The following is a 20847-nucleotide window of genomic DNA, read 5'->3' as shown; positions in this document are numbered from 1 at the left end:
CCGATAAACCCTGACACATATCAGCATGACGTATAACTGATTCAGCGATTCTCGCGGCTTTTTGCCCGCTCACCCTGCAACGGAGATGCTCGTGTTCGCCAACCTGCTGATCATTTTGGCCTCATCCCTTGTGGTGATTGCGCTGTTTCGCCGACTGCAACTGCCGCCCGTTCTGGGCTACCTGTGTGTGGGCCTCGCCGTGGGACCTACAGCGCTGGACTGGGTGAATGACAGCGAAGAGCTGCCCGACCTCGCCGAGCTTGGCGTGGTGTTCCTGTTGTTTTCCCTGGGCCTGGAGTTCTCCCTGACAAAGATGCTCGCCCTGCGCCGCGTGGTGTTTGGCCTGGGCAGTTTGCAGGTGCTGGGGTGCAGTGCGCTGCTTGGAGGCTTGTTGATGGGCTTTGGTGTGGCCCCCGGCATCGCGTTGCTGCTGGGTGCGGGCTTGGCATTGTCGTCCACGGCCATCGTCAGCAAAGAGCTGACCAGCCTCGGAGAAATCTTCAGCAGCCATGGCCAGAACGCGATTGGCGTGCTGCTGTTCCAGGACGTGGTAGCCGTGTTGCTACTGACCTTGGTGCCCGTGTTTGCCGGCAGCAGCGATCAAGCCTGGTACTGGGCGCTGCCGCTGACGCTGGGTAAAACCGTGTTGCTGTTTGTTGGCCTGCTGCTGGCCAGTCGCTGGTTGTTGCCGCGCCTGTTCCATGAAGTCGCCGCGTCCCACTCGGCGGAGCTGTTTGTGTTGCTTGCACTGGTGATCGTGTTGCTGACCGCCTGGCTCACCCATTTGCTCGGTCTGTCGCCGGCCCTCGGCGCCTTCCTGGCCGGCATGCTGCTGGGCGAAAGCCATTACCGCCATCAGATCGAAGCGGATATCCGACCGTTTCGCGACATCCTGCTGGGGCTGTTTTTCGTCAGTATCGGCATGTTGATCGACCTGCAATTGTTCATCAGCCACAGTCTGCTGATCCTCGGCCTGACCCTCGCGCTGATGCTGATCAAGGGGTGCGTGGTAGCGGTGCTGGTCAAGCTGCGGGGCAGCGACAGCGAAACCGCCTGGCGCAGCGGCTTGGCCCTCGCCCAGGGCGGTGAGTTCTGTTTTGCGTTGATGGCGCAAATGCAGCAAAGCCGGCTGATCCCGGATGAATTCAATGGCTTGCTGCTCGCCGCCACGTTCTGCTCGATGTTGCTGACGCCACTGCTGTTGCGCGCCGCCCCGGCGATTGCCCTGCGCCTGCACCGCAAACCCAACCAGCAAGTGCAGCTGGAGGAAATCACCGCGCTCAATGCCGAGTTACGCGGCCATGCAGTGATCTGTGGCTACGGCCGTGTGGGGCAGTCCATCGGGCGCTTTCTGCGGCGGGAACAACAAGCCTTTATCGCCCTGGATGACGACCCGGAACGGGTACAGGAAGCCGCCACCGAGGACAGCAGCGTGCATTACGGCGACTGCCGTCGCGGCGCCCTGCTCAGTGCGGTGGGCCTGGAACGCGCGCGGTTGGTGGTAATTGCCGTGGACAACAGCGATGTCGCCCTGGTGGTGTTGAAAGAGGCGCGCCGTATCAACCCTGAGGTGCCGATTCTGGTGCGCACTCGCGATGACAGCCAGTGGGCCGAACTGAAAGCTGCGGGCGCCAGCGAAGTGGTGCCCGAACTATTGGAGTCGAGCCTGATGCTCGCCTCCCACGCCTTGATCCTGCTGGGCCTTCCAGACCACCAGGTACAGGCGCGGGTCGATGAAGTGCGACACAACCGCTATCGCCTGCTGCACGGCTCTTTCACGCCGCCGAACAGCGACGATCAATCCTGACTGACCGCGCCGATCTTGTGGATCGACAGGTCCGCGCCGTAGTACTCCTGCTCCTGACTCAGGCGCAGGCCACCGACGCGTTTGATCACCCCATACACCAACAGGCCGCCGCCGAACGCGACTGCCACGCCGAGGCCGGTGCCGATCAACTGGCTGACCAGGCTCACGCCACCCAGGCCGCCCAGCGCGGTCTGGCCAAAGATGCCGCAGGCAACCCCACCCCACACACCGCACAGGCCATGCAATGGCCACACGCCCAGCACGTCATCGATCTTCCAGCGATCCTGGGCGGCGATAAAGCACCAGACAAACAGCCCACCGGCGACCACACCGGTGACCAGCGCGCCTACCGGGTGCATCAGGTCGGAACCGGCGCAGATCGCCACCAGCCCGGCGAGCGGGCCGTTATGCAGGAAGCCTGGGTCGTTACGGCCGATCACCAGCGCAGCAACAGTGCCGCCTACCATCGCCATCAACGAGTTGACCGCCACCAGGCCACTGACGCCGTTGAGGGTTTGCGCGCTCATCACGTTAAAGCCGAACCAGCCGACGATGAGAATCCAAGAACCCAGCGCCAGAAACGGAATGCTCGATGGCGCAAAGGCGACCAAGCGTCCTTCTCGATAACGTCCGTTACGCGGGCCCAACAGCAACACCGCCGCCAGCGCCAGCCAGCCGCCCATTGCGTGCACCACGACAGAACCGGCGAAGTCATGAAAGCTGGCGCCAAAGGTGGCGAGCAACCAGGCTTGCAGGCCGAAATTGCCATTCCAGACCATGCCTTCGAAAAACGGGTAGATAAACGCCACGATCAACGCGGTAGCGCACAACTGCGGAGCAAACTTCGCACGCTCGGCAATGCCGCCGGAGATGATCGCGGGGATCGCTGCCGCAAACGTCAGCAGGAAGAAGAATTTCACCAGGCCATAGCCATGGTCCGCGCTGATTACTGCCGCCGGTTGCATGAAGCTCACGCCGTAGGAGATCCAATAGCCTATAAAGAAATAGGCCAAAGTAGAGATGGCGAAGTCGCTGAGGATCTTCGACAGCGCGTTGACTTGATTTTTTTGGCGAACGGTGCCGACTTCCAGGAATGCGAAGCCGGCGTGCATCGCCAGTACCATGACCGCGCCGATCAGGATAAACAGGGTGTTTGAACTGTGGACCAGAGTGTCCACCGCACTTTGCAAATTTTCCATGAAGGTTGGCAGGCCTGCATTAAAGGCAAAAAGCACCAAAGCGGTTCAAGCCACGGTTGTACGCACTAAATTGGCACCGCCGGTACCGCCCCTCTTCACAGGGCGTGAACCGCTTTAGCGCAGCGATCAACACAACAGGCTGTTGCCGACAGGGTTTTTCCGCGAGTTTCAGTTATTTAAGGTAAGGTTTTTGATGGCTTGAGGCCTTACCGCCCAGATTCAGCGCAGGCACCCGTGCATGCGCACCAAGGCAAAGCAAAAGCTGTACCACGCAATTGCAGTGAACCTTCACCGACGCCGGTGACTCGAAACCACACGTACCGATCAGCCAATCACGGAGATAACCATGGCCAGAAAAACAGCACAGACAGCCCAAGAGATACTGATGGCGGATTTTCAAACCCTGGTCAGTGATACCGAAAAGCTACTGGATGACACCGCGATCCTGGCGGGTGACCAGGCCGACGAGCTGCGCAGCAAGATTCATGAAAGCTTGCTCAAGGCCCGTGAAACCCTGCAACTGACCGAAGACTCCCTGCGCGAGCGCGGCCAAGCTGCGGTCACCGCTACTGAAGACTACGTACAGGCCAACCCCTGGCAGTCGGTGGGTATTGCCGCTGGCGTGGGCTTTCTGATCGGCCTATTGGCTACAAGGCGCTAACATTATGTCTATCGGCGAAAGCGGCTCGGCCACGGGCGCAAGTTCTACCTCAAGACGCCTGGGCGCGGCCGTTCTAGGCTTGCTGCACAGCCACGTCGAACTGTTCGGCATCGAATTGCAGGAGCAGAAAGCACGCACCGTCAGCCTGCTGCTGTTTGCCGGCTTGGCCTTGGTGTTTGCCCTGTTGTTGCTGGTCGGGTTGTCGACGCTGGTGATGATCCTGGTCTGGGACACCGGCTACCGTCTCACCGGGATCATCTGCCTCTGCTTGTTCTACAGCCTGGCCGCCGCGTTCTGCGGGGTGCGCTTGAAAGCAGCAGTATTCGATGAGTCCACGCCCTTCCACGCCACGCTTGAAGAGCTGGCCAATGATCGGGAGCGCCTGCTGCCATGAGCATGACTGAGATCCCGCACAACACATCCCGTCGAGAAATGCGCAAGGCACTGATTCGCCTGCGCATGGAAATGCACCGCCAGGAAATCCGTCATGAGTCCCAACAATTGATGGCTCCGCTGCACAAAGTGCGCGACATGCGCCACAACTGGCAGGACAGCCTGGGCATCAAGCACGCGCCGCTGTGGGGCGTGGCGGCGGTGACGCTGATGGGCTTCTTTACCGGGAAGGGTGCCAAGGGCGGCAGTATCAGCAGCGTGACCCGGTTGGTGCGGCTGGGCGCAGGTTTGATCCCGCTGATCAAATTAGCGATGGCAGGTACTTCCCGAAAAGGATGAGCCCTGCTGGCTGCATTCTTGCAAACAGAATCGGCCCGGCCTTCGTCATTGAAGGCCGGGCCTCTTTTTTTCGCTACCTCTCATAAGGAGGTCCTGTGATTGACGGGCAACCGCTCGCCTGCTTCCAGCCGTTTATTGACACTGCCACCGGACGCATTGCCGGCGTCGAGGCCTTGGGTCGCCTGCGCCAGGCTGACGGCAGCTTGCAGTCTGTGGGCCCGTTGTTCGCGGACCCGCGCACGCCAGGCACGACGTTGCGACGCCTCGACCGTCAGATCCGCGACAATGCCTTGAGCCGCCTGCATGAAGCCCCCGACGATTGGTTTCTGAGCCTGAACATCTCGCCCCGCTGGATCAACCGGTTGCGTCCGGGCCAGGCCCTGCCGAGCTTGAAACAAATCCACGCCCACGGCGTTGACCCGCAGCGCGTTGTGTTCGAGATCACCGAACTGGGTGGCGATATCCAGCGCCTGGCCGATGTGGTCGCGCGTTATCGCGAGGCCGGTGCGCGTATTGCCATTGATGACTTCGGTGCCGGCTATTCCCAGCTTGACCGGGTGCTGGCATTGCAGCCGGATATCCTCAAGTTGGACATGCGCCTTTTCCAGGAAGCCGCCAAGGGCGGGCCAAGCAGTGACGTCGTGCGGGCGCTGGCGCAGATGGCGGAGAAAACCGGCTGTTGGATCATTGCCGAAGGCGTGGAAACTGAAGCGCAACTGAGCTTTGCCCTGGAATGCGGCTCGCGCTATGTACAGGGCTATCTGTTCGCGCAGGCACAGCTGGATTGGTTTGCCACCGACGCCTTCGTGCCACGCTTTGCCCAACTGCGCGCAGCGTACGTCCAGCAGAAGCTGGCAGAGCGTGGACGCATCATGGACCTGCGCCAACAGTTGGCCGAGCTGATGAAAATCCTCCAAAGCTGGGCCCTGGGCCAGGCACCGCTTAGCCAGTTACCACAATTGCAGGATTTCCCATGGCTGCTGCGCTTTTATCAGTGCGACCGACATGGCACGCAACTCACGCCGAACTTCGAATGGCGCCAGGACGCCTGGCAGGCCGACACGCGTTACCTAGGCCACAACTGGTCATGGCGCCCGTATTTCTATCACCTGCTGGCCGAAGGTTGGGACGAGCGGCGCCTGACCTTGTCGTCGACGTATCGCGACGCCACCACCAACCAGTATTGCCTCACTGCCGGACAATTCTTCGATAACGGTCAGCGCTTGCTGTTAATTGATATCGACGCCGCCGGGTTGTAGATTTTCGCTTGCCCCGCCAAGGTGGAACCGGGAAGCTGGGAGGGTCATTCACCGCACGGAGAGTACCCGCCTTGGATTGGCCTACCCTGCTTACCCGCGAACGGCTTGGAAAGCCCCTGCACAGCCCGGAAGAACTCGGCCGCAGCCCTTTTCACAAAGACCATGACCGCATTATTTTCTCCGGCGCATTTCGCCGCCTGGGCCGCAAGACCCAGGTGCACCCGGTGTCCAGCAACGACCATATCCACACCCGCCTGACCCACTCCCTGGAAGTCAGTTGCGTGGGCCGCTCACTCGGCATGCGCGTCGGCGAAACCCTGCGCAGTGCACTGCCCGACTGGTGCGAACCGAGTGATCTGGGCATGGTGGTGCAATCAGCCTGCCTGGCCCATGACATCGGCAACCCGCCGTTCGGGCATTCGGGCGAAGACGCCATCCGGCACTGGTTCCAACAGGCCGCCGGGCGTGGCTGGCTGGACGACATGAGCAGCGCCGAGCGCAACGACTTCCTCAATTTCGAAGGCAATGCCCAAGGCTTTCGGGTACTGACCCAGCTCGAATACCATCAGTTCGACGGCGGTACACGACTGACCTACGCGACCCTGGGCACGTACCTGAAATACCCCTGGACCGCTCGCCACGCCGACGCCCTGGGCTACAAGAAACACAAGTTCGGCTGCTACCAGAGCGAACTGCCGATCCTCGAACAGATCGCCCACAAGCTCGGTCTGCCGCAACTGGAAGAACAACGCTGGGCCCGTCACCCATTGGTCTATCTGATGGAAGCCGCAGATGACATCTGCTATGCCCTGATCGACCTGGAAGACGGCCTGGAAATGGACTTGCTGGAATACGCCGAAGTCGAGTCGCTGCTGCTCGACCTGGTAGGCGACGACCTGCCGCAGACCTATCGGCAATTGGGATCTCAGGACTCGCGCAGACGCAAGCTGGCGATCCTGCGCGGCAAAGCCATTGAGCATTTGACCAACGCGGCGGCGCGAGCCTTCGTCGAACAGCAGGATGCCTTGCTGGCCGGCACCCTGCCCGGCGACTTGGTGGAGCATATGCACGGGCCGGCCAAACGCTGCGTGCTGGATGCCAAAGACATGGCGCGCAAGAAAATCTTCCAGGACAAACGCAAGACCTTGCATGAAATTGGCGCCTATACCACGTTGGAAATACTGCTGAACGCTTTTTGCGGCGCGGCATTGGAGCAGCATGGCGGACGAACGCCCTCTTTCAAGAACCGGCGTATTCTCGACCTGCTGGGTAACAATGCACCGAACCCGGCTTGGCCGTTGCACGCCTCGTTCCTGCGCATGATCGACTTTATCGCTGGCATGACCGACAGCTATGCCACCGAGATGGCGCGGGAAATGACCGGGCGTTCGAGCCCTCAGTAACGTCATTTATCAAGTTGCCTGTTCCCTGAAGAGAATCGCCCTACGACGGGAACAGAGCGGCCTGATCGAATTCGCACAAACTCCCGAGGAATAATCGCTCACGCTCCGGGCAAATCTGGCGAACAGTTCCTACATGCCCTCCATCGACGCTTCACTCACCGTGTGCCCTCTATGCCCAATTACCCCCTTCGAATCCTGTTGGTGGAGGACCATCCCTTTCAACTGCTCGCCACCCAGTGCCTGCTCAAGAGCTTTGGTTTTGAGCAACTGACCCCGGCGGAAAACGCCGGACAGGCAATCCGTTTGATGACGCAGGCCCAAGCGCCCTTCGACATCCTCCTGTGCGACCAGTGTCTGCCCGACCTGCCCGGGCTCGAGTTGATTGAAATCGCCAGTCGCCAATGCTTTATAAAGGCCGCCATCTTGCTCAGCGGGCTTCCCGAGGCAGAACTGTCGGCGCTGCATAACCAAGCCCTTGAACGTGACCTGCCATTGCTCGGCTATTTGCAAAAGCCGTTGAATAAAGATGAACTTGCAGGCTTGATCCATATATTACTCACGCTATAAGTGTAGGAACTTAAACAAACTAGGCCGTCGAAAAGTTTACGTATAAGTGTCGCAAACTCCTTGCAATCACACGCTAACCCATCCCCTTGGGAAACCCTGGCCGCTCGTCTCGCGACGCCTTCACGCCCGGTAGGGCTTTACCTTTTTTAATGTAGGAACTTTCCTGTTTTATACCTGCCCCCCCTCAAGTTCATGCTTACCCCTCACCTTCTGAGCTAATGTGCCCGCTTTATTTGCACTTGCATGGAATATGATCATGAACACAGTTTTTATTATTGATGACCACCCCGTTATAAGACTGGCCATACGCATGTTGTTGGAGCACGAGGAAAACTTCAAAGTAGTCGGCGAAACGGACAATGGATGCGACGCGATACAAATGGTCCGCGAATGCATGCCGGACCTGATCATCCTGGACATCAGCATTCCCAAACTCGATGGACTCGAAGTGCTTTGCCGGTTCAACGCCATGAGCGCTTCGATGAAAACCCTGGTTTTGACGGCTCAATCCCCCACTCTCTTTGCCACACGCTGCATGCGTTCGGGGGCCGATGGTTATGTATGCAAGGAAGGCGATCTGAGTGAACTGATGAGCGCCATCCGTGCCGTACTGTCCGGCTACAACTATTTCCCCAGCCAGGCCTTAAACGCCAACGATGAGAGCTGCAAGGAACTTGAACTGTTCAAGGCCGTTAATGATAGAGAGTTGATGGTATTGCAACTTTTTGCACAAGGCCGAACCAACAAGGAAATCGCAAAAGGCATGTTCCTGAGTAACAAAACCGTAAGCACATATAAAAAGAGGCTGATGCAAAAACTTCAAGCCAAGTCCTTGGTAGAACTTATCGAGTTGGCAAAACGAAACGCGCTAGTGTGAGAAACCGGATGCCCAGGCGTATAAAGGACTATTTGATTATATTGAGTGCCGGCTTGTGCTTCAGCACCGCTGTGCCTGCGACACCTCCAGCGAGCACGGAACATTTCAACCTATTGAGTCGAGCAAGCTCCGTACAGCTGGAAACCCACTTGGACAAGGGCCAGCGCCAATGGCTCCAGAACAAACGCGAACTGGTGCTGGGCACTGCGTTCCCTGACTACCCACCTTTTGACCTAACCTCCAGCGGGCGCGACTATGAGGGACTCACCGCTGATTACGCTGGCTTGCTGGCCATGGCACTGGCCTTGCCGGTGAAAGTGATGCGCTACCCCTCCCGAGAAGCCGCCATTCGTGCCCTCGAAGCAGGGGATATCGACTTACTGGGCTCTTCCAACAGCTTTGAAGCGGCAAAACCTAACCTGATCCTGTCGGAACCCTATGCCGTGGATCGACCCGTCCTGGTGACCCGCGAAGGCGAAACCCGCAGTCTGAGCGAGGGGTTGGCCGGGATGCGCCTGGCACTGGTCTACCACTATCTACCACTGGCGGAGGTGGAAAAGCTGTATCCCAAAGCCGTCATCCGCGCCTACCCCTCTTACCAAAACGCTTTGAATGCAGTGGCTTTCGACCAGGCTGACGTCTTTCTCGGCGATACCATTTCCACCCACTACATGATCAACAAGGGCTACCTGAAAAACATCCGCATGGCCAACTTCGGCAAACATGAAGCCTATGGGTTCAGCTTCGCAATGCTCCAGGACCAGCAAACACTGTTGAGCATCGTCGACGCGGCACTGAGGGCCGTGCCGACCACCGAACGGGAGGCGATCGCCAAGCGCTGGAGTGCCGGCAGTGACATTCTGCTAACCGACCAAAAGCTGCATTGACCCCGCGCGAAGAACGTTGGCTAAAGGATAACCCGGTGGTCAAGGTGATCGTGAACCCCACCTTTGCGCCGCTGACGTTCTTCGACAACGATGGCAACTTTCGCGGAATCACCGCTGACCTCCTGGAACTGATTCGCCTGCGCACCGGGTTGCGCTTCGACATCCAGCGCGCGCGTGATGTGGACACGATGATCGAACAGGTCGAGGCCGGCAAAGCAGACATCATTGGCGCTATCGCCCCCAGCGTCGAGCGGGAAGCCCAACTGAACTTCAGTCGCCCCTACCTGGAAAACTCCTACGTAATGTTGACGCGTAAGGACGGCCAGGCACCTACAAGCCTGGAGGAAATGTCGGGCAAACGACTGGCGATTACTCAAGGCAGCCCACTGAAGAAACTCCTGATTGAGCAGTTCCCAAAGATTCAATTAGTAGAAACGGGTGACACCTTCAAATCAGCCGAACTCCTCGTACAAGGCAATGTTGAGGGGGCCGTGAATACTCTGGTAGTCGCCAACTACTTCCTGACCTCGCAGATGTTCCAAGACAAGATTCAAATCAGCTTCAGCATTGGCACAATGCCCGCCACCTTTGGATTGGCAACATCACGCAGCGCCACCGAACTCAGTTCGATCCTCGACAAGGCCTTGCTCAGCGTCGCCCCTGACGAGTTGGGTGTGATCAATAGCCGTTGGCGCGGCTATTCCGCAGCCTCCGACAGCTACTGGCGTGACTATCACCAACTGATTGCGCGCATCATCATCGGCACCGGGTTGTTGTTGCTGATTTCACTGAGTTGGAACGCTTACATGCGCCGCCAAATCAGGCACCGGAAAATGGCCGAGCGCGCCCTCAATGATCAGTTCGAGTTCATGCGCGCACTGGTCAATGAAACCCCGCATCCGATCTACGTGCGTGATAACAAGGGACTGTTGCAGACCTGCAACGATAGTTACCTGCAGGTGTTCGACGTCAAGCGCGAAGACGTGATCGGTAAAAGCGCAGTTCAGATCAGTACAGCTCTCGCGGCAGAAGCGGCGCAATATCATGCCGACTATCAACGTGTGGTGGCCGAAGGCAGGCCAATGATCGTGGACCGCACCCTGCATATTCGTGGACAGAAACTGACGATCTACCACTGGATCCTTCCCTACCGCGATTCCGTCGGTGAAGTTCAGGGCATCATCGGTGGCTGGATCGACATCAGCGAGCGACGTCAGCTGTTCGACGAACTTCGCACCGCCAAGGAGCGAGCCGACGAAGCCAATCGCGCCAAAAGCACGTTCCTCGCCACCATGAGCCATGAAATCCGTACGCCTATGAACGCGGTGATTGGCATGCTGGAGCTGACCCTCAAGCGGGCAGACCAGGGCCACCTTGATCGGCCGGCCATCGAAGTGGCCTACAACTCGGCCAAGGATCTGCTGGAGCTAATCGGCGACATCCTGGACATCGCACGTATTGAGTCCGGTCGCCTCAGCCTGGCGCCCGAACGCGTCAACCTGAGAGAGGTGATCGAATCGGTAGTGCGTGTATTCGACGGCCTGGCACGCCAGAAGAGCCTTAGCCTGTTGCTGGAATTCACGCCAGACCTAGAAGACACCGAAGTCCTGATTGACCCCCTGCGCTTCAAGCAGGTGCTGTCCAACTTGATCAGCAATGCGATCAAATTCACTGAACGTGGCCAAGTAAAAATCAAGGTGCATGTATCCAACACTGAATTGGCGCAGCAGATCGAGATGAAGCTGGTGGTGGAAGATACCGGCATCGGCATCAGCCGGGACGATCAAACGCGTCTGTTCGAACCCTTTGCCCAGGCGGACAATTCGGGACATCTGGCCAGGAGCGGTGCGGGCCTGGGGCTGGTGATCTGTCGCAGCCTGTGCGCGATGATGGGTGGGCAACTAAGCCTGAGCAGCGTGCCTATGGTCGGCACGCAGGTGCATGTGAGCCTGAAGATGAATCGCCTGCAGGCACTGCCGGTAGTCGACGAACTCAAGCCAACAACACCTGCCAGCGTGTCTGTGCTCAATGTACTGGTGGTTGATGATCACCCGGCGAGTCGCCTGTTGATGTGCCAGCAACTCGGCTACCTGGGCCACCAGTTCACCGCTGCCCAGAACGGCGCAGCGGGCTTCCAGGCCTGGCGCCAGGAGCACTTCGACTTGGTAATAGCCGACTGCAATATGCCGATCATGAATGGTTACGAGCTGAGCTGCTCAATCCGTGAATACGAGCAACGCGAGAATCTAACCCCTTGTGTGGTACTGGGCTTTACCGCCAATGCCCAGCCAGAAGAGAAAAAACGCTGCGCACAGGCGGGCATGAATGACTGCCTGTTCAAACCTATCAATCTCACGGCGCTGGAGCAGCAACTGGCGAAAATTAGTCCTCAACCCACCGGCCTGATCCAGGACATTGGCAACTTCGAGGCCCTTACCGGTGGCGATCCGCAGATGAGTCGTCTGCTGCTGGAGGAGTTGCTGAGCAGCAGTCGTCAGGATCGCCAGGAACTGGTCGCACTGATGGTTGCGCAGGCATCGCCCCAGGACATCATCGAACAGGCTCACAAGATCAAGGGCGCGGCCAGAATTGTCCAGGCCAGTACGCTGGCCTCGCGGTGCGAAGCCCTCGAACAGGCCTGTGCCCGTGGTGATGACAGGCCCTTGATCGAAATAGGCGTGAAGTCATTGGAAAAGCTGATGTTGGAACTCGAAAGGATGCTGCAAGAGCGGCTTCAAAGACTGGATGGCCAATAAGGGGCGGGTTGCGCCCCTCACTTGATCAGCAGTCGGTCAAGCGGAGGAAAATTGCCGCCAACTGTTCGATTCCGGCCTGATCCTGAGGGGTAAAGCGGGCCAACGACGGGCTATCGAGGTCGAGGACGCCGATCAACTTACCGTCCTTGAGCAGTGGCACGACCAGCTCACTGTTAGACGCGCTGTCACAGGCGATATGTCCTGGGAATGCATGCACATCCTCTACTCGCTGGGTCTGCTGCGACGCTGCAGCAGCGCCGCAGACCCCTCGGCCAAACGGAATACGCACACAAGCGATCTGCCCCTGGAAGGGGCCAAGCACCAGCTCTTCATTGCGATTGAGGTAAAAGCCGGCCCAATTCAAGTCATCCAGTTGGCTAAAGAGGAAAGCGGAAAACTGCGCGCTGTTGGCGATGAAATCGCGCTCATCAGCCAGCAGCGACTCCAATTGGGCACACAGTAGGGCGTAGCCACCGAGACCAGTGCCGGCTTGTTGTAAATCGATCATGGTTGACGCTCCAGTAATTTGAGACCCACCCAGTAACGGGCAAATTGATACGCGCAGCGGCCGTTGCGGTTACCGCGCCCGGTCGCCCAGCGCACCGCGAGAATGTCGAGGGCTTCGTCGCGCTGCCATTGCAAACCGGCCTTGCTCGCTAGCTCACCGATCCAGTGCTCGACCACATCCAGGAAATGCTCTTGGGTGAACGGGTAGAAGGACAGCCACAAGCCAAAACGGTCTGACAAGGCAATCTTGTCTTCCACGGCCTCGCTGGGGTGCAGTTCCCCATCCACCCTCTTCCAGTTGTCGTTGTCACTCTGATTTTCCGGCACAAGGTGACGGCGGTTGGACGTCGCGTACAGCAGCACGTTTTCAGGCGCCTGTTCCAGGGAACCATCCAGCACGCTCTTGAGCACACGGTAGTCGCCCTCGCCGGCTTCGAACGAAAGGTCATCACAAAACAGGATGAAACGCTGCGGCAGCTTGAGCAGTTGCTCAACCACACGGGGCAAATCCGCCAGGTGGTCACGCTCGATTTCGATCAGGCGCAAACCGGCCTTCGCGTGATGAGCGAGCAACGCGCGCACCATGGACGATTTACCGGTGCCGCGCGAGCCCCACAGCAACGCGTGGTTGGCGGGCAGTCCATCAAGAAACTGCTGGGTGTTACGCGCCAATGTTTCACGCTGCTTGTCTACACCGATCAGGTCGGAAAGACGCATGTCCAGGCTTACGTCCAGTGGCAACAGAAAACCGCTGCGGCCTTCGCGCTGCCAGCGGGCGGCCAGACAGTGGCTCCAGTCGATGGCTTGGCGTGGCGCGGGCAACAAGGGCTCCAGGCGAGCGAGCACTGCATCGGCTCGCTCCAGAAAGGCATTCAATCGAGAATCCACGATTATTCCTCTGGCAAGTTCTTGTAAAAGATGGCGTATTGGCAACCCTGCGACAGACCGCTTGGGGCTGCGTAAAAAACGGTTCATGCCGGGCAAGCCTAAGCCTGTGGATGTTCAGCTATGCTTGCCGGGCGAAGGGAAACGTGAAGTGGTTCAACACTCGATGGATATCAAGTTCGCCCACCGCTTGTCTTATAAACAAGCCAGATTGACTGTGCTGGTCGGTTTCGTCTTGGGAACCTTGCTCAGCCTGATCCAAATCGGCATTGATTATGCCAGCGAAGACGCATCCATCAACCGTGAAATACGCTCACTGATCGAAATCAGCCATAACCCAGCATCACGTATTGCTTACAACATCGATGCTGAATTGGCCCAGGAACTGACCCTCGGACTGTTGCACTCCCCTGCCATCATTCGTGCGCAGTTGATCGACAACAATGGCGTGGTGCTCGCCGATGTCGACCGGCCACGTAGAGAAAGTACCTACCGGCCTATCAGTGACTTCATGTTTGGCGCCAACCGCCAGTTCGAAGACCAACTGTTCCTGAGCCATATGCCCAACGACCCACTGGGTGTACTGCGTCTGGATGTAGACACCTACGCCTTCGGCAGCCGGTTCCTACACCGCGCCGAGATCACCCTGCTCAACGGATTCGTACGCAGCCTATTACTGACCGGGATTTTGCTGGGTCTGTTCTACGTGATGCTGACCCAGCCGCTGGTGCGCATCATTCGTGAGTTGAGCACTCGCAAGCAGGCCCACCTGGACTGTCCGCCGGGGCATGAGAATGACGAAATCGGCGTACTGGTGAACGTCGCCAACCAGCAATTTGAAAATATGGAAACCGAAATCCAGCAGCGCCGCCACGCCGAAGACCGACTGACGGAATACCTGGGGCAACTGGAAGATATCGTCTCCGCCCGCACACTTGAACTCAAGGCTAGCAACCAGCGACTGACCCAGTCCAACGATGAGCTCGAAACGGCGAAGATGAATGCAATAGGCATGGCTCAGGCTCGGGCAGCCTTCCTGGCGAACATGAGCCACGAAATCCGCACCCCGCTCAACGGCCTGCTGGGCATGATCGCGCTGTCGCTGGACAGCGCGTTGAATGCTGAGCAGCGCCAGCAACTGTCTATCGCCCATGACTCCGGCAAAGTGCTGGTGGAGTTGCTCAACGACATTCTCGACCTGTCCAAATTCGACGCTGGTCAGTTGGAGCTGGAGCGCATCCCGTTCGACCTTGGTGCACTGATTGAAGATACCGCCAACCTCTTGTCGCAGAATGCCGCACCGAGCGTGGAACTGACGTGTTTGATCGACCCGCAGTTCCCGGCCCAAGTGCTAGGTGACCCGACCCGTGTACGTCAGATCGTCAGCAACTTACTGTCCAACGCTCTGAAGTTCACGCGATTCGGTCGAGTTGATGTGCGCCTGCGCACTTACGACGGCGGCGTGAGCATTGAGGTCTGCGATACCGGCATCGGCATTGCGCAGGAAGCGCAAGTGAAAATATTCCAGCCGTTCACCCAGGCCGGCGCCGGGATCACTCGTCAGTTTGGCGGGACAGGGCTGGGTCTGGCGTTGACTCACAATCTGTGTGAAGCCATGAAGGGACGGTTGAGTATCAGTTCAGAGGTAGGCTTTGGCAGCCAGTTCTGTGCGCAACTGCCATTACCTACCCACTTGCCCGCCGTGCAACCACCGCCTCTCACAGGCAAGGTCGTTGCCATCACCAACATCGGCGGTGGCCTGACCGAGTTGCTCACGACCCTGCTGCCCAGTTGGGGCCTTACCCCCCAATGTTTCACCATGGATGACGACTTGAGCGGGCAAACGCCTGACTTGCTGATTACCGACTGCCCTGAATGTCTGTTCCGTATACGACCGGGCATTACCGCGCCCATCCTGCTGGTGACGGCCTATGGCAATTTCATGCCCAGCGAAGAGGTCGCGGCGTTGGCGCCCTTGCACCAGCAAGCACGCCCCTTGAGCCGCAACGCGCTGTACCAGATTCTTCAGCGCAATTTACGCACCGACATGCACCTGGTTCTTGACCCCATCCAACTGGATGCCGCCCCACTCGCGCATCGCGGCAGCATACTCCTGGTGGAGGACAATCCGGTAAACCAACTGGTGGCAAAGGGCATGCTAAGCAAGCTGGGCTGCGAAGTGATAGTGGCCGCCCACGGTGGTGAAGCACTAAAGTTTCTTGAAGAACAACGCTTCGATATGGTGCTGATGGACTGCAACATGCCGGTGATGGATGGCTACGAGGCCAGCCGGCAGATTCGCCGCAGCGGGCGCTGGCCAGACCTGCCGATTGTCGCGCTGACTGCCAACGCCATGCCCGAAGAACGAGAGCGCTGCCGTGCGGCGGGGATGAATGACTATCTGGCTAAACCGTTCCGCCGCGAAGAACTCAATGCGCTGCTGGACCTGTGGGTGCCTCGGACGACAGCGCTCTGATCTGCGCCAATAACTGATCCAGGCCAACGCGCAAGGTGTCTGCCTGATTCAGATCAACCCCACTGTCGCACAACAGCCGAGTCTTCAGAACGAGAGCCTGATCACGCAGTTCCACGCCGGTGTCACTCAAGCTCAGATGCACCTCCCGTTCATCCTGGGCACTGCGCCGGCGCCGCACCAGTGAAATCTGCTCCAGCCGTTTGAGCAAGGGTGTCAGCGTGCCCGAGTCGAGCATCAGGCGTTCGCCCAGAGCTTTGACTGTCGGCTGCTCAGGGGCTGCGTCGTGCCATTCCCATAACACCAGCATCGCCAGGTATTGCGGATAAGTCAGGCCCAACTGGTCGAGCATCGGCTTATAAGCGCGGGTCACGGCCCGTGAGGCGGCGTAGAGTTTGAAACACAGCTGGTTATCCAGTGCCAGGGACACGGCGGGCAAGTCGGTCATTTGAGCAGGGCTTCGATCTCTTGGGTAAGGTCTTTTGGCTTGGTGGTAGGGCCGAAGCGCTTGACCACCCGGCCGTCACGGCCGATGAGGAACTTGGTGAAGTTCCACTTGATGCCCTTGGACCCCAACAGGCCCGGCGCCTGTTTTTTCAATTGCACGAACAGTGGATGGGCATCGCTGCCATTGACGTCGATCTTCTTGAACAACGGAAAGCTGACACCGAAATTCAGCTCACAGAACGTTGAGATAGCGCCTTCGTCACCGGGCTCCTGCTTGCCGAACTGATTGCAGGGAAAGCCCAGCACCACCAGGCCCTGGTCTTTGTACTGCTGCCAGAGCTGTTCCAGCCCCTTGTACTGAGGGGTGAAGCCGCACTTGCTGGCAGTGTTGACCACCAGCACGGCCTTGCCGGCGAAATCGGCCAAGGTCTTTTGCTCACCCTTGATGGTGGTGCAAGGGATGCTCAGCAGGTCGTTGCTCATGGCAGTGCCTCGATAAAAGCGGAAAGAAGTAGAAACATAGTAGGCAATTCAATTGTGTGCAATTGAATTGATCAAACTGATGATCCGTTATGGGCGCACGTGGTGAGGGAGGATGCTCCCTCACCACGCAGGCTTAACGCGGGACCAGGTCCAGGCACACCGAATTGATGCAATAACGCAGGCCGGTCGGCGGCGGCCCATCCGGGAACACATGGCCCAGGTGCGCGTCACACTTTGCGCAGGTTACCTCGGTACGGATCATGCCGTGGCTGACATCACGAATCTCGATCATCGCGCTGTCGGCAATCGGCGCGTAAAAGCTGGGCCAGCCGCAGCCGGAGTCGAATTTGGTGGTGGAATCGAACAGCGGCTCATTGCAGCAGATGCAGTGGTAAACGCCGTCGGTCTTGGTGCCGTTGTACTTGCCGCTGAAAGGCCGTTCGGTGCCTTTGAGCCGGCACACGTTGTACTGCTCCGGATCGAGCATGGCCTTCCACTCTTCAACGGTTTTCTGCAACTTTTCCATCGGTACACCTCGGCAACTGAAAAAGCCTGATCTGTGTCTTTTCCATGGATCAGGCGGCACGTATGATTGCGCCTCTTCAAAACGCCAGTCTGGCACCCGCGCTATCGGCATTCAAACGTATTTATGGGTGCGGGCCTCGCAGGATTCGCAGTACGGTAGTGCACACACCGTCTGGATCGTTCATTTTCAGGATCACATCGCCATGCAGGTCAGCAAATCGAACAAGCTCGCCAACGTCTGCTACGACATTCGCGGCCCAGTGCTCAAGCACGCCAAACGCCTGGAAGAGGAAGGCCATCGCATCCTCAAGCTGAACATTGGCAATCCGGCGCCTTTTGGTTTCGAAGCACCGGACGAAATCCTCCAGGACGTTATCCGCAACCTGCCTACCGCTCAGGGCTACAGCGACTCCAAAGGCCTGTTCAGCGCGCGTAAAGCGGTGATGCAGTACTACCAACAGAAGCAGGTGGAAGGCGTCGGCATTGAAGACATCTACCTGGGCAATGGCGTGTCCGAACTGATCGTGATGTCCATGCAGGCCCTGCTGAACAATGGCGACGAAGTGCTGGTACCGGCACCGGACTATCCACTGTGGACCGCTGCCGTGACACTGGCCGGCGGCCACCCGGTGCACTACCTGTGCGACGAAGGCGCCGACTGGTTCCCGGACCTGGCTGACATCAAGGCCAAGATCACTCCGAACACAAAGGCACTGGTGATCATCAACCCGAACAACCCCACCGGCGCGGTGTATTCCAAGGAAGTGCTGCTGGGCATGCTGGAACTGGCACGCCAGCACAACCTGGTGGTGTTCTCCGACGAGATCTACGACAAGATCCTCTACGACGACGCCGTGCACGTGTGCACTGCCTCCCTGGCACCGGACCTGTTGTGCCTGACCTTTAACGGCCTGTCCAAGTCCTACCGCGTGGCGGGTTTCCGCTCCGGCTGGATCGCCATCTCCGGTCCCAAGCACAACGCCCAGAGCTACATCGAAGGCATCGACATGCTGGCCAACATGCGCCTGTGTGCCAACGTACCGAGCCAGCATGCGATCCAGACCGCTCTGGGCGGCTACCAGAGCATTAATGACCTGGTACTGCCCCAGGGCCGCCTGCTGGAACAACGCAACCGCACGTGGGAGCTGCTCAATGCGATCCCCGGTGTGAGCTGCGTGAAACCCATGGGTGCGCTGTACGCTTTTCCACGGATAGACCCGAAGGTATGCCCGATCCTCAACGACGAAAAGTTCGTGCTCGACTTGTTGCTGTCGGAAAAGCTGTTGGTGGTTCAGGGCACCGCGTTCAACTGGCCGTGGCCGGATCACTTCCGCGTGGTGACCTTGCCGCGCGTAGATGACTTGGACATGGCGATTGGCCGTATTGGCAATTTCCTCAAGACCTATCGCCAGTAGTAGCATGGCGCTGTACGACCGACATTCGGTCGTACAGCGATTATCTGGCAACACTTCTCTGATCTCGCCCTTTTTCTGTATGGCACTTGCCTCTCTCAAGCCACGTGCCCCCTATAATTGCAGGGTTGTGAGGCAAAAAGTGGGGCATCTCTGGTGACATTCCTAGTCGGAAAATCCCTTCAAAGCTCTACATTCAGGCTGTAGGACACAGTTTGAAATAGTCGCTCGGTTGAATCACCCCATGCCGCACCTTATATACCCCGCAGTACGCGACATATTAAGCATGAGGAGAACTCTACAACCATGATGCGCATCCTGCTGTTCTTGGCCACTAACCTGGCGGTCGTGCTGATTGCCAGCATCACCCTGAGCCTTTTCGGCTTCAACGGGTTCATGGCGGCCAACGGGGTTGATCTGAACCTCAATCAGCTGCTGATTTTCTGTGCGGTCTTTGGTTTTGCCGGCTCGCTGTTCTCGCTGTTCATCTCCAAGTGGATGGCGAAGATGAGCACCAGCACCCAAGTCATCACCCAACCACGCACTCGCCATGAACAATGGCTGATGCAAACCGTGGAGCAGTTGTCTCAAGAAGCAGGTATCAAAATGCCCGAAGTCGGGATTTTCCCTGCTTATGAGGCCAATGCCTTTGCGACGGGCTGGAACAAGAACGACGCGCTCGTGGCTGTCAGTCAGGGCTTGCTCGAACGCTTCTCACCCGATGAAGTAAAGGCAGTACTCGCGCACGAAATTGGTCACGTAGCCAACGGCGACATGATTACCCTTGCGCTGGTACAGGGTGTGGTCAACACCTTCGTGATGTTCTTTGCGCGAATTATCGGTAACTTTGTGGACAAAGTAATCTTCAAGAACGAAGGCGGTCGCGGTATCGCCTACTTCGTGGCGACCATCTTTGCCGAAGTGGTGCTGGGCTTCCTGGCCAGTGCGATCGTGATGTGGTTCTCGCGCAAACGAGAGTTCCGCGCAGACGAAGCCGGCGCGCGCTTGGCAGGCACCAATGCAATGATCAGCGCGCTGCAACGCTTGCGTTCCGAACAGGGCCTGCCAGTGCATATGCCTGACAGCCTGACCGCCTTTGGCATCAACGGCGGCATCAAACAGGGTTTGGCTCGTATGTTCATGAGCCACCCACCACTGGAAGAGCGTATTGACGCGCTTCGTCGTCGGGGCTGATACCTGGTAATGCAAAAAAAGGGGCGATCAGATCGCCCCTTTTTTTTGTGGGCACAGTTTTATGCCCGCGCAACTCTGTAGACCCGCTCGTCCAAGCGCGTGACGCCGTCCTGCACGAACTTCCAGCTCTCACCCAGAATGTCTTGCTTCTCGATCATCTGCAGGCTCCAGTGTGCTCCCAACAGCACCTTTACCTCTTCATCCGTCACCGCAAACGGTGGGCCTGCCTTTTGCGTCTGGTCGTAGTCGAGGGTGATCAGCAAACCCTGGCAGCCTGGACGTAGCATGTTGTTCAACTGCTCGGTGTATTGCGAGCGCATCAACGGCGGCAAGGCGATCAGAGCGGCACGGTCATAGACCGCAGTGCAATCAGCCAGAACCTCAGCGTCGAGGGCGAAGAAATCGCCGCACCACACTTCGATCAAATCAGCCTGATACACCGTGAACACACCGCGCTGAGTGATTCGCGGCGTCAGGCTCTGCTCGCTGAAGAAGGCTTCAACCGCCTGCTCTGATAGCTCAACGCCGAGTACCCGATGACCCTGGGTGGCCAGCCACATCAGGTCCAGGCTTTTGCCACACAGCGGCACCAGTACCTTGGCGCCCTCCGCGAGTGCCAACGAAGGCCAATGCCGTTCTAAATAAGGATTAACCTCAGGCAAATGAAAGCCGAGCTGGTTTCTCGCCCAGCGCTCCTGCCAAAACTTGGGCTCCATGGAATCACCTCCGATAATTCGATCAAAACGCGCTAAAACTTATATTAGATTTAGATC

Annotated in this window: 18 protein-coding genes and 1 pseudogene; 12 read left to right on the top strand and 7 right to left on the bottom strand. The window is 58.1% G+C overall.

The annotated features are described in order from the left end of the window. Positions 1-85 precede the first annotated feature (85 nt). A complete protein-coding gene (locus CKW32_RS05220) occupies positions 86-1807 on the top strand; it encodes a monovalent cation:proton antiporter-2 (CPA2) family protein (protein ID WP_095184235.1) in 1722 nt (573 codons plus the stop codon). Here CKW32_RS05220 and CKW32_RS05215 read toward each other — a convergent pair. After that, positions 1798-3006, bottom strand: a complete 1209-nt coding sequence (locus tag CKW32_RS05215) for an ammonium transporter (protein ID WP_032889301.1) — start codon at positions 3004-3006, stop codon at positions 1798-1800. The two genes, CKW32_RS05220 and CKW32_RS05215, sit on opposite strands and share 10 nt — an antisense overlap. Before the next feature lie 346 nt (positions 3007-3352). Between CKW32_RS05215 and CKW32_RS05210 the strand changes: the two genes are divergently transcribed. The 8 genes and pseudogenes from CKW32_RS05210 to CKW32_RS05175 all read left to right on the top strand — a co-directional run bounded on the left by CKW32_RS05210 (position 3353) and on the right by CKW32_RS05175 (position 12148). Then, on the top strand, positions 3353-3667 hold the full coding sequence (locus tag CKW32_RS05210; protein WP_032889079.1) for a YqjD family protein: 315 nt from the start codon (positions 3353-3355) through the stop codon (positions 3665-3667). A gap of 4 nt (positions 3668-3671) precedes the next feature. Further along, positions 3672-4061, top strand: a complete 390-nt coding sequence (locus tag CKW32_RS05205; RefSeq protein ID WP_032889077.1) for a phage holin family protein — start codon at positions 3672-3674, stop codon at positions 4059-4061. Next, the gene (locus CKW32_RS05200; RefSeq protein WP_032889075.1) at positions 4058-4399 is read left to right on the top strand and encodes a hypothetical protein; all 342 of its coding nucleotides are present in this window, start codon (positions 4058-4060) and stop codon (positions 4397-4399) included. The genes CKW32_RS05205 and CKW32_RS05200 overlap by 4 nt, the downstream gene beginning before the upstream one ends. A 95-nt stretch (positions 4400-4494) precedes the next feature. Then, positions 4495-5658, top strand: coding sequence for an EAL domain-containing protein (locus tag CKW32_RS05195; RefSeq protein WP_095184234.1), 1164 nt, complete (start codon positions 4495-4497; stop codon positions 5656-5658). A gap of 71 nt (positions 5659-5729) precedes the next feature. Continuing rightward, on the top strand, positions 5730-7061 hold the full coding sequence (locus tag CKW32_RS05190) for a deoxyguanosinetriphosphate triphosphohydrolase (RefSeq protein WP_095184233.1): 1332 nt from the start codon (positions 5730-5732) through the stop codon (positions 7059-7061). Positions 7062-7232: 171 nt separating this feature from the next. Beyond that, entirely contained in the window at positions 7233-7628 is a 396-nt protein-coding gene (locus tag CKW32_RS05185; RefSeq protein ID WP_081797772.1) for a response regulator, read from the top strand. 256 nt (positions 7629-7884) lie between these two features. Beyond that, complete coding sequence (locus CKW32_RS05180) at positions 7885-8505, top strand: response regulator transcription factor (RefSeq protein ID WP_032889068.1); 621 nt, start codon at positions 7885-7887, stop codon at positions 8503-8505. 8 nt (positions 8506-8513) lie between these two features. Then, positions 8514-12148: pseudogene (locus tag CKW32_RS05175) on the top strand (transporter substrate-binding domain-containing protein). 25 nt (positions 12149-12173) lie between these two features. Here CKW32_RS05175 and CKW32_RS05170 read toward each other — a convergent pair. Continuing rightward, the gene (locus CKW32_RS05170) at positions 12174-12656 is read right to left on the bottom strand and encodes a GAF domain-containing protein (RefSeq protein WP_032889067.1); all 483 of its coding nucleotides are present in this window, start codon (positions 12654-12656) and stop codon (positions 12174-12176) included. Continuing rightward, a complete protein-coding gene (locus tag CKW32_RS05165; protein WP_032889064.1) occupies positions 12653-13543 on the bottom strand; it encodes an ATP-binding protein in 891 nt (296 codons plus the stop codon). The genes CKW32_RS05170 and CKW32_RS05165 overlap by 4 nt, the downstream gene beginning before the upstream one ends. Before the next feature lie 163 nt (positions 13544-13706). On the opposite strand from CKW32_RS05165, the gene CKW32_RS05160 reads away from it, so the two are divergent. Further along, entirely contained in the window at positions 13707-16016 is a 2310-nt protein-coding gene (locus CKW32_RS05160; RefSeq protein ID WP_095184232.1) for a response regulator, read from the top strand. Here CKW32_RS05160 and CKW32_RS05155 read toward each other — a convergent pair. The 3 genes from CKW32_RS05155 to msrB form a co-directional block, all read right to left on the bottom strand. Continuing rightward, the gene (locus CKW32_RS05155; protein ID WP_095184231.1) at positions 15970-16461 is read right to left on the bottom strand and encodes a MarR family winged helix-turn-helix transcriptional regulator; all 492 of its coding nucleotides are present in this window, start codon (positions 16459-16461) and stop codon (positions 15970-15972) included. The two genes, CKW32_RS05160 and CKW32_RS05155, sit on opposite strands and share 47 nt — an antisense overlap. Further along, positions 16458-16943, bottom strand: coding sequence for a glutathione peroxidase (locus tag CKW32_RS05150; RefSeq protein ID WP_095184230.1), 486 nt, complete (start codon positions 16941-16943; stop codon positions 16458-16460). The genes CKW32_RS05155 and CKW32_RS05150 overlap by 4 nt, the downstream gene beginning before the upstream one ends. A 133-nt stretch (positions 16944-17076) precedes the next feature. Then, a complete protein-coding gene (gene msrB, locus CKW32_RS05145) occupies positions 17077-17469 on the bottom strand; it encodes a peptide-methionine (R)-S-oxide reductase MsrB (RefSeq protein WP_032889057.1) in 393 nt (130 codons plus the stop codon). A 202-nt stretch (positions 17470-17671) separates the two neighbouring features. On the opposite strand from msrB, the gene CKW32_RS05140 reads away from it, so the two are divergent. Both CKW32_RS05140 and htpX read left to right on the top strand, forming a co-directional pair. Beyond that, positions 17672-18883, top strand: coding sequence for a pyridoxal phosphate-dependent aminotransferase (locus CKW32_RS05140; protein WP_032889055.1), 1212 nt, complete (start codon positions 17672-17674; stop codon positions 18881-18883). Positions 18884-19186: 303 nt separating this feature from the next. Continuing rightward, complete coding sequence (htpX, locus tag CKW32_RS05135; protein ID WP_032889053.1) at positions 19187-20074, top strand: protease HtpX; 888 nt, start codon at positions 19187-19189, stop codon at positions 20072-20074. Positions 20075-20133: 59 nt separating this feature from the next. Here the strand turns inward: htpX and CKW32_RS05130 are convergent, their stop codons facing one another. Then, a complete protein-coding gene (locus CKW32_RS05130) occupies positions 20134-20790 on the bottom strand; it encodes a thiopurine S-methyltransferase (protein ID WP_095184229.1) in 657 nt (218 codons plus the stop codon). Between the last annotated feature and the right edge of the window lie 57 nt (positions 20791-20847).

This window comes from Pseudomonas sp. Irchel 3H9, assembly GCF_900187495.1.
GTDB classification, from domain to species: Bacteria; Pseudomonadota; Gammaproteobacteria; order Pseudomonadales; family Pseudomonadaceae; genus Aquipseudomonas; species Aquipseudomonas sivasensis.
Note: the sequence above shows the minus strand (reverse complement) of the source record. Positions and strands in the feature narration are given on the sequence as shown.

Bases quoted from the DNA above. Each gene is read 5' to 3' on its own strand.
- CKW32_RS05220 (WP_095184235.1), top strand. From the start codon at position 86: ATGCTCGTGTTCGCCAACCTGCTGATCATTTTGGCCTCATCCCTTGTG.
- CKW32_RS05215 (WP_032889301.1), bottom strand. From the start codon at position 3,006: ATGGAAAATTTGCAAAGTGCGGTGGACACTCTGGTCCACAGTTCAAAC.
- CKW32_RS05210 (WP_032889079.1), top strand. From the start codon at position 3,353: ATGGCCAGAAAAACAGCACAGACAGCCCAAGAGATACTGATGGCGGAT.
- CKW32_RS05205 (WP_032889077.1), top strand. From the start codon at position 3,672: ATGTCTATCGGCGAAAGCGGCTCGGCCACGGGCGCAAGTTCTACCTCA.
- CKW32_RS05200 (WP_032889075.1), top strand. From the start codon at position 4,058: ATGAGCATGACTGAGATCCCGCACAACACATCCCGTCGAGAAATGCGC.
- CKW32_RS05185 (WP_081797772.1), top strand. From the start codon at position 7,233: ATGCCCAATTACCCCCTTCGAATCCTGTTGGTGGAGGACCATCCCTTT.
- CKW32_RS05180 (WP_032889068.1), top strand. From the start codon at position 7,885: ATGAACACAGTTTTTATTATTGATGACCACCCCGTTATAAGACTGGCC.
- CKW32_RS05170 (WP_032889067.1), bottom strand. From the start codon at position 12,656: ATGATCGATTTACAACAAGCCGGCACTGGTCTCGGTGGCTACGCCCTA.
- CKW32_RS05160 (WP_095184232.1), top strand. From the start codon at position 13,707: ATGGATATCAAGTTCGCCCACCGCTTGTCTTATAAACAAGCCAGATTG.
- CKW32_RS05155 (WP_095184231.1), bottom strand. From the start codon at position 16,461: ATGACCGACTTGCCCGCCGTGTCCCTGGCACTGGATAACCAGCTGTGT.
- CKW32_RS05150 (WP_095184230.1), bottom strand. From the start codon at position 16,943: ATGAGCAACGACCTGCTGAGCATCCCTTGCACCACCATCAAGGGTGAG.
- msrB (WP_032889057.1), bottom strand. From the start codon at position 17,469: ATGGAAAAGTTGCAGAAAACCGTTGAAGAGTGGAAGGCCATGCTCGAT.
- CKW32_RS05140 (WP_032889055.1), top strand. From the start codon at position 17,672: ATGCAGGTCAGCAAATCGAACAAGCTCGCCAACGTCTGCTACGACATT.
- htpX (WP_032889053.1), top strand. From the start codon at position 19,187: ATGATGCGCATCCTGCTGTTCTTGGCCACTAACCTGGCGGTCGTGCTG.
- CKW32_RS05130 (WP_095184229.1), bottom strand. From the start codon at position 20,790: ATGGAGCCCAAGTTTTGGCAGGAGCGCTGGGCGAGAAACCAGCTCGGC.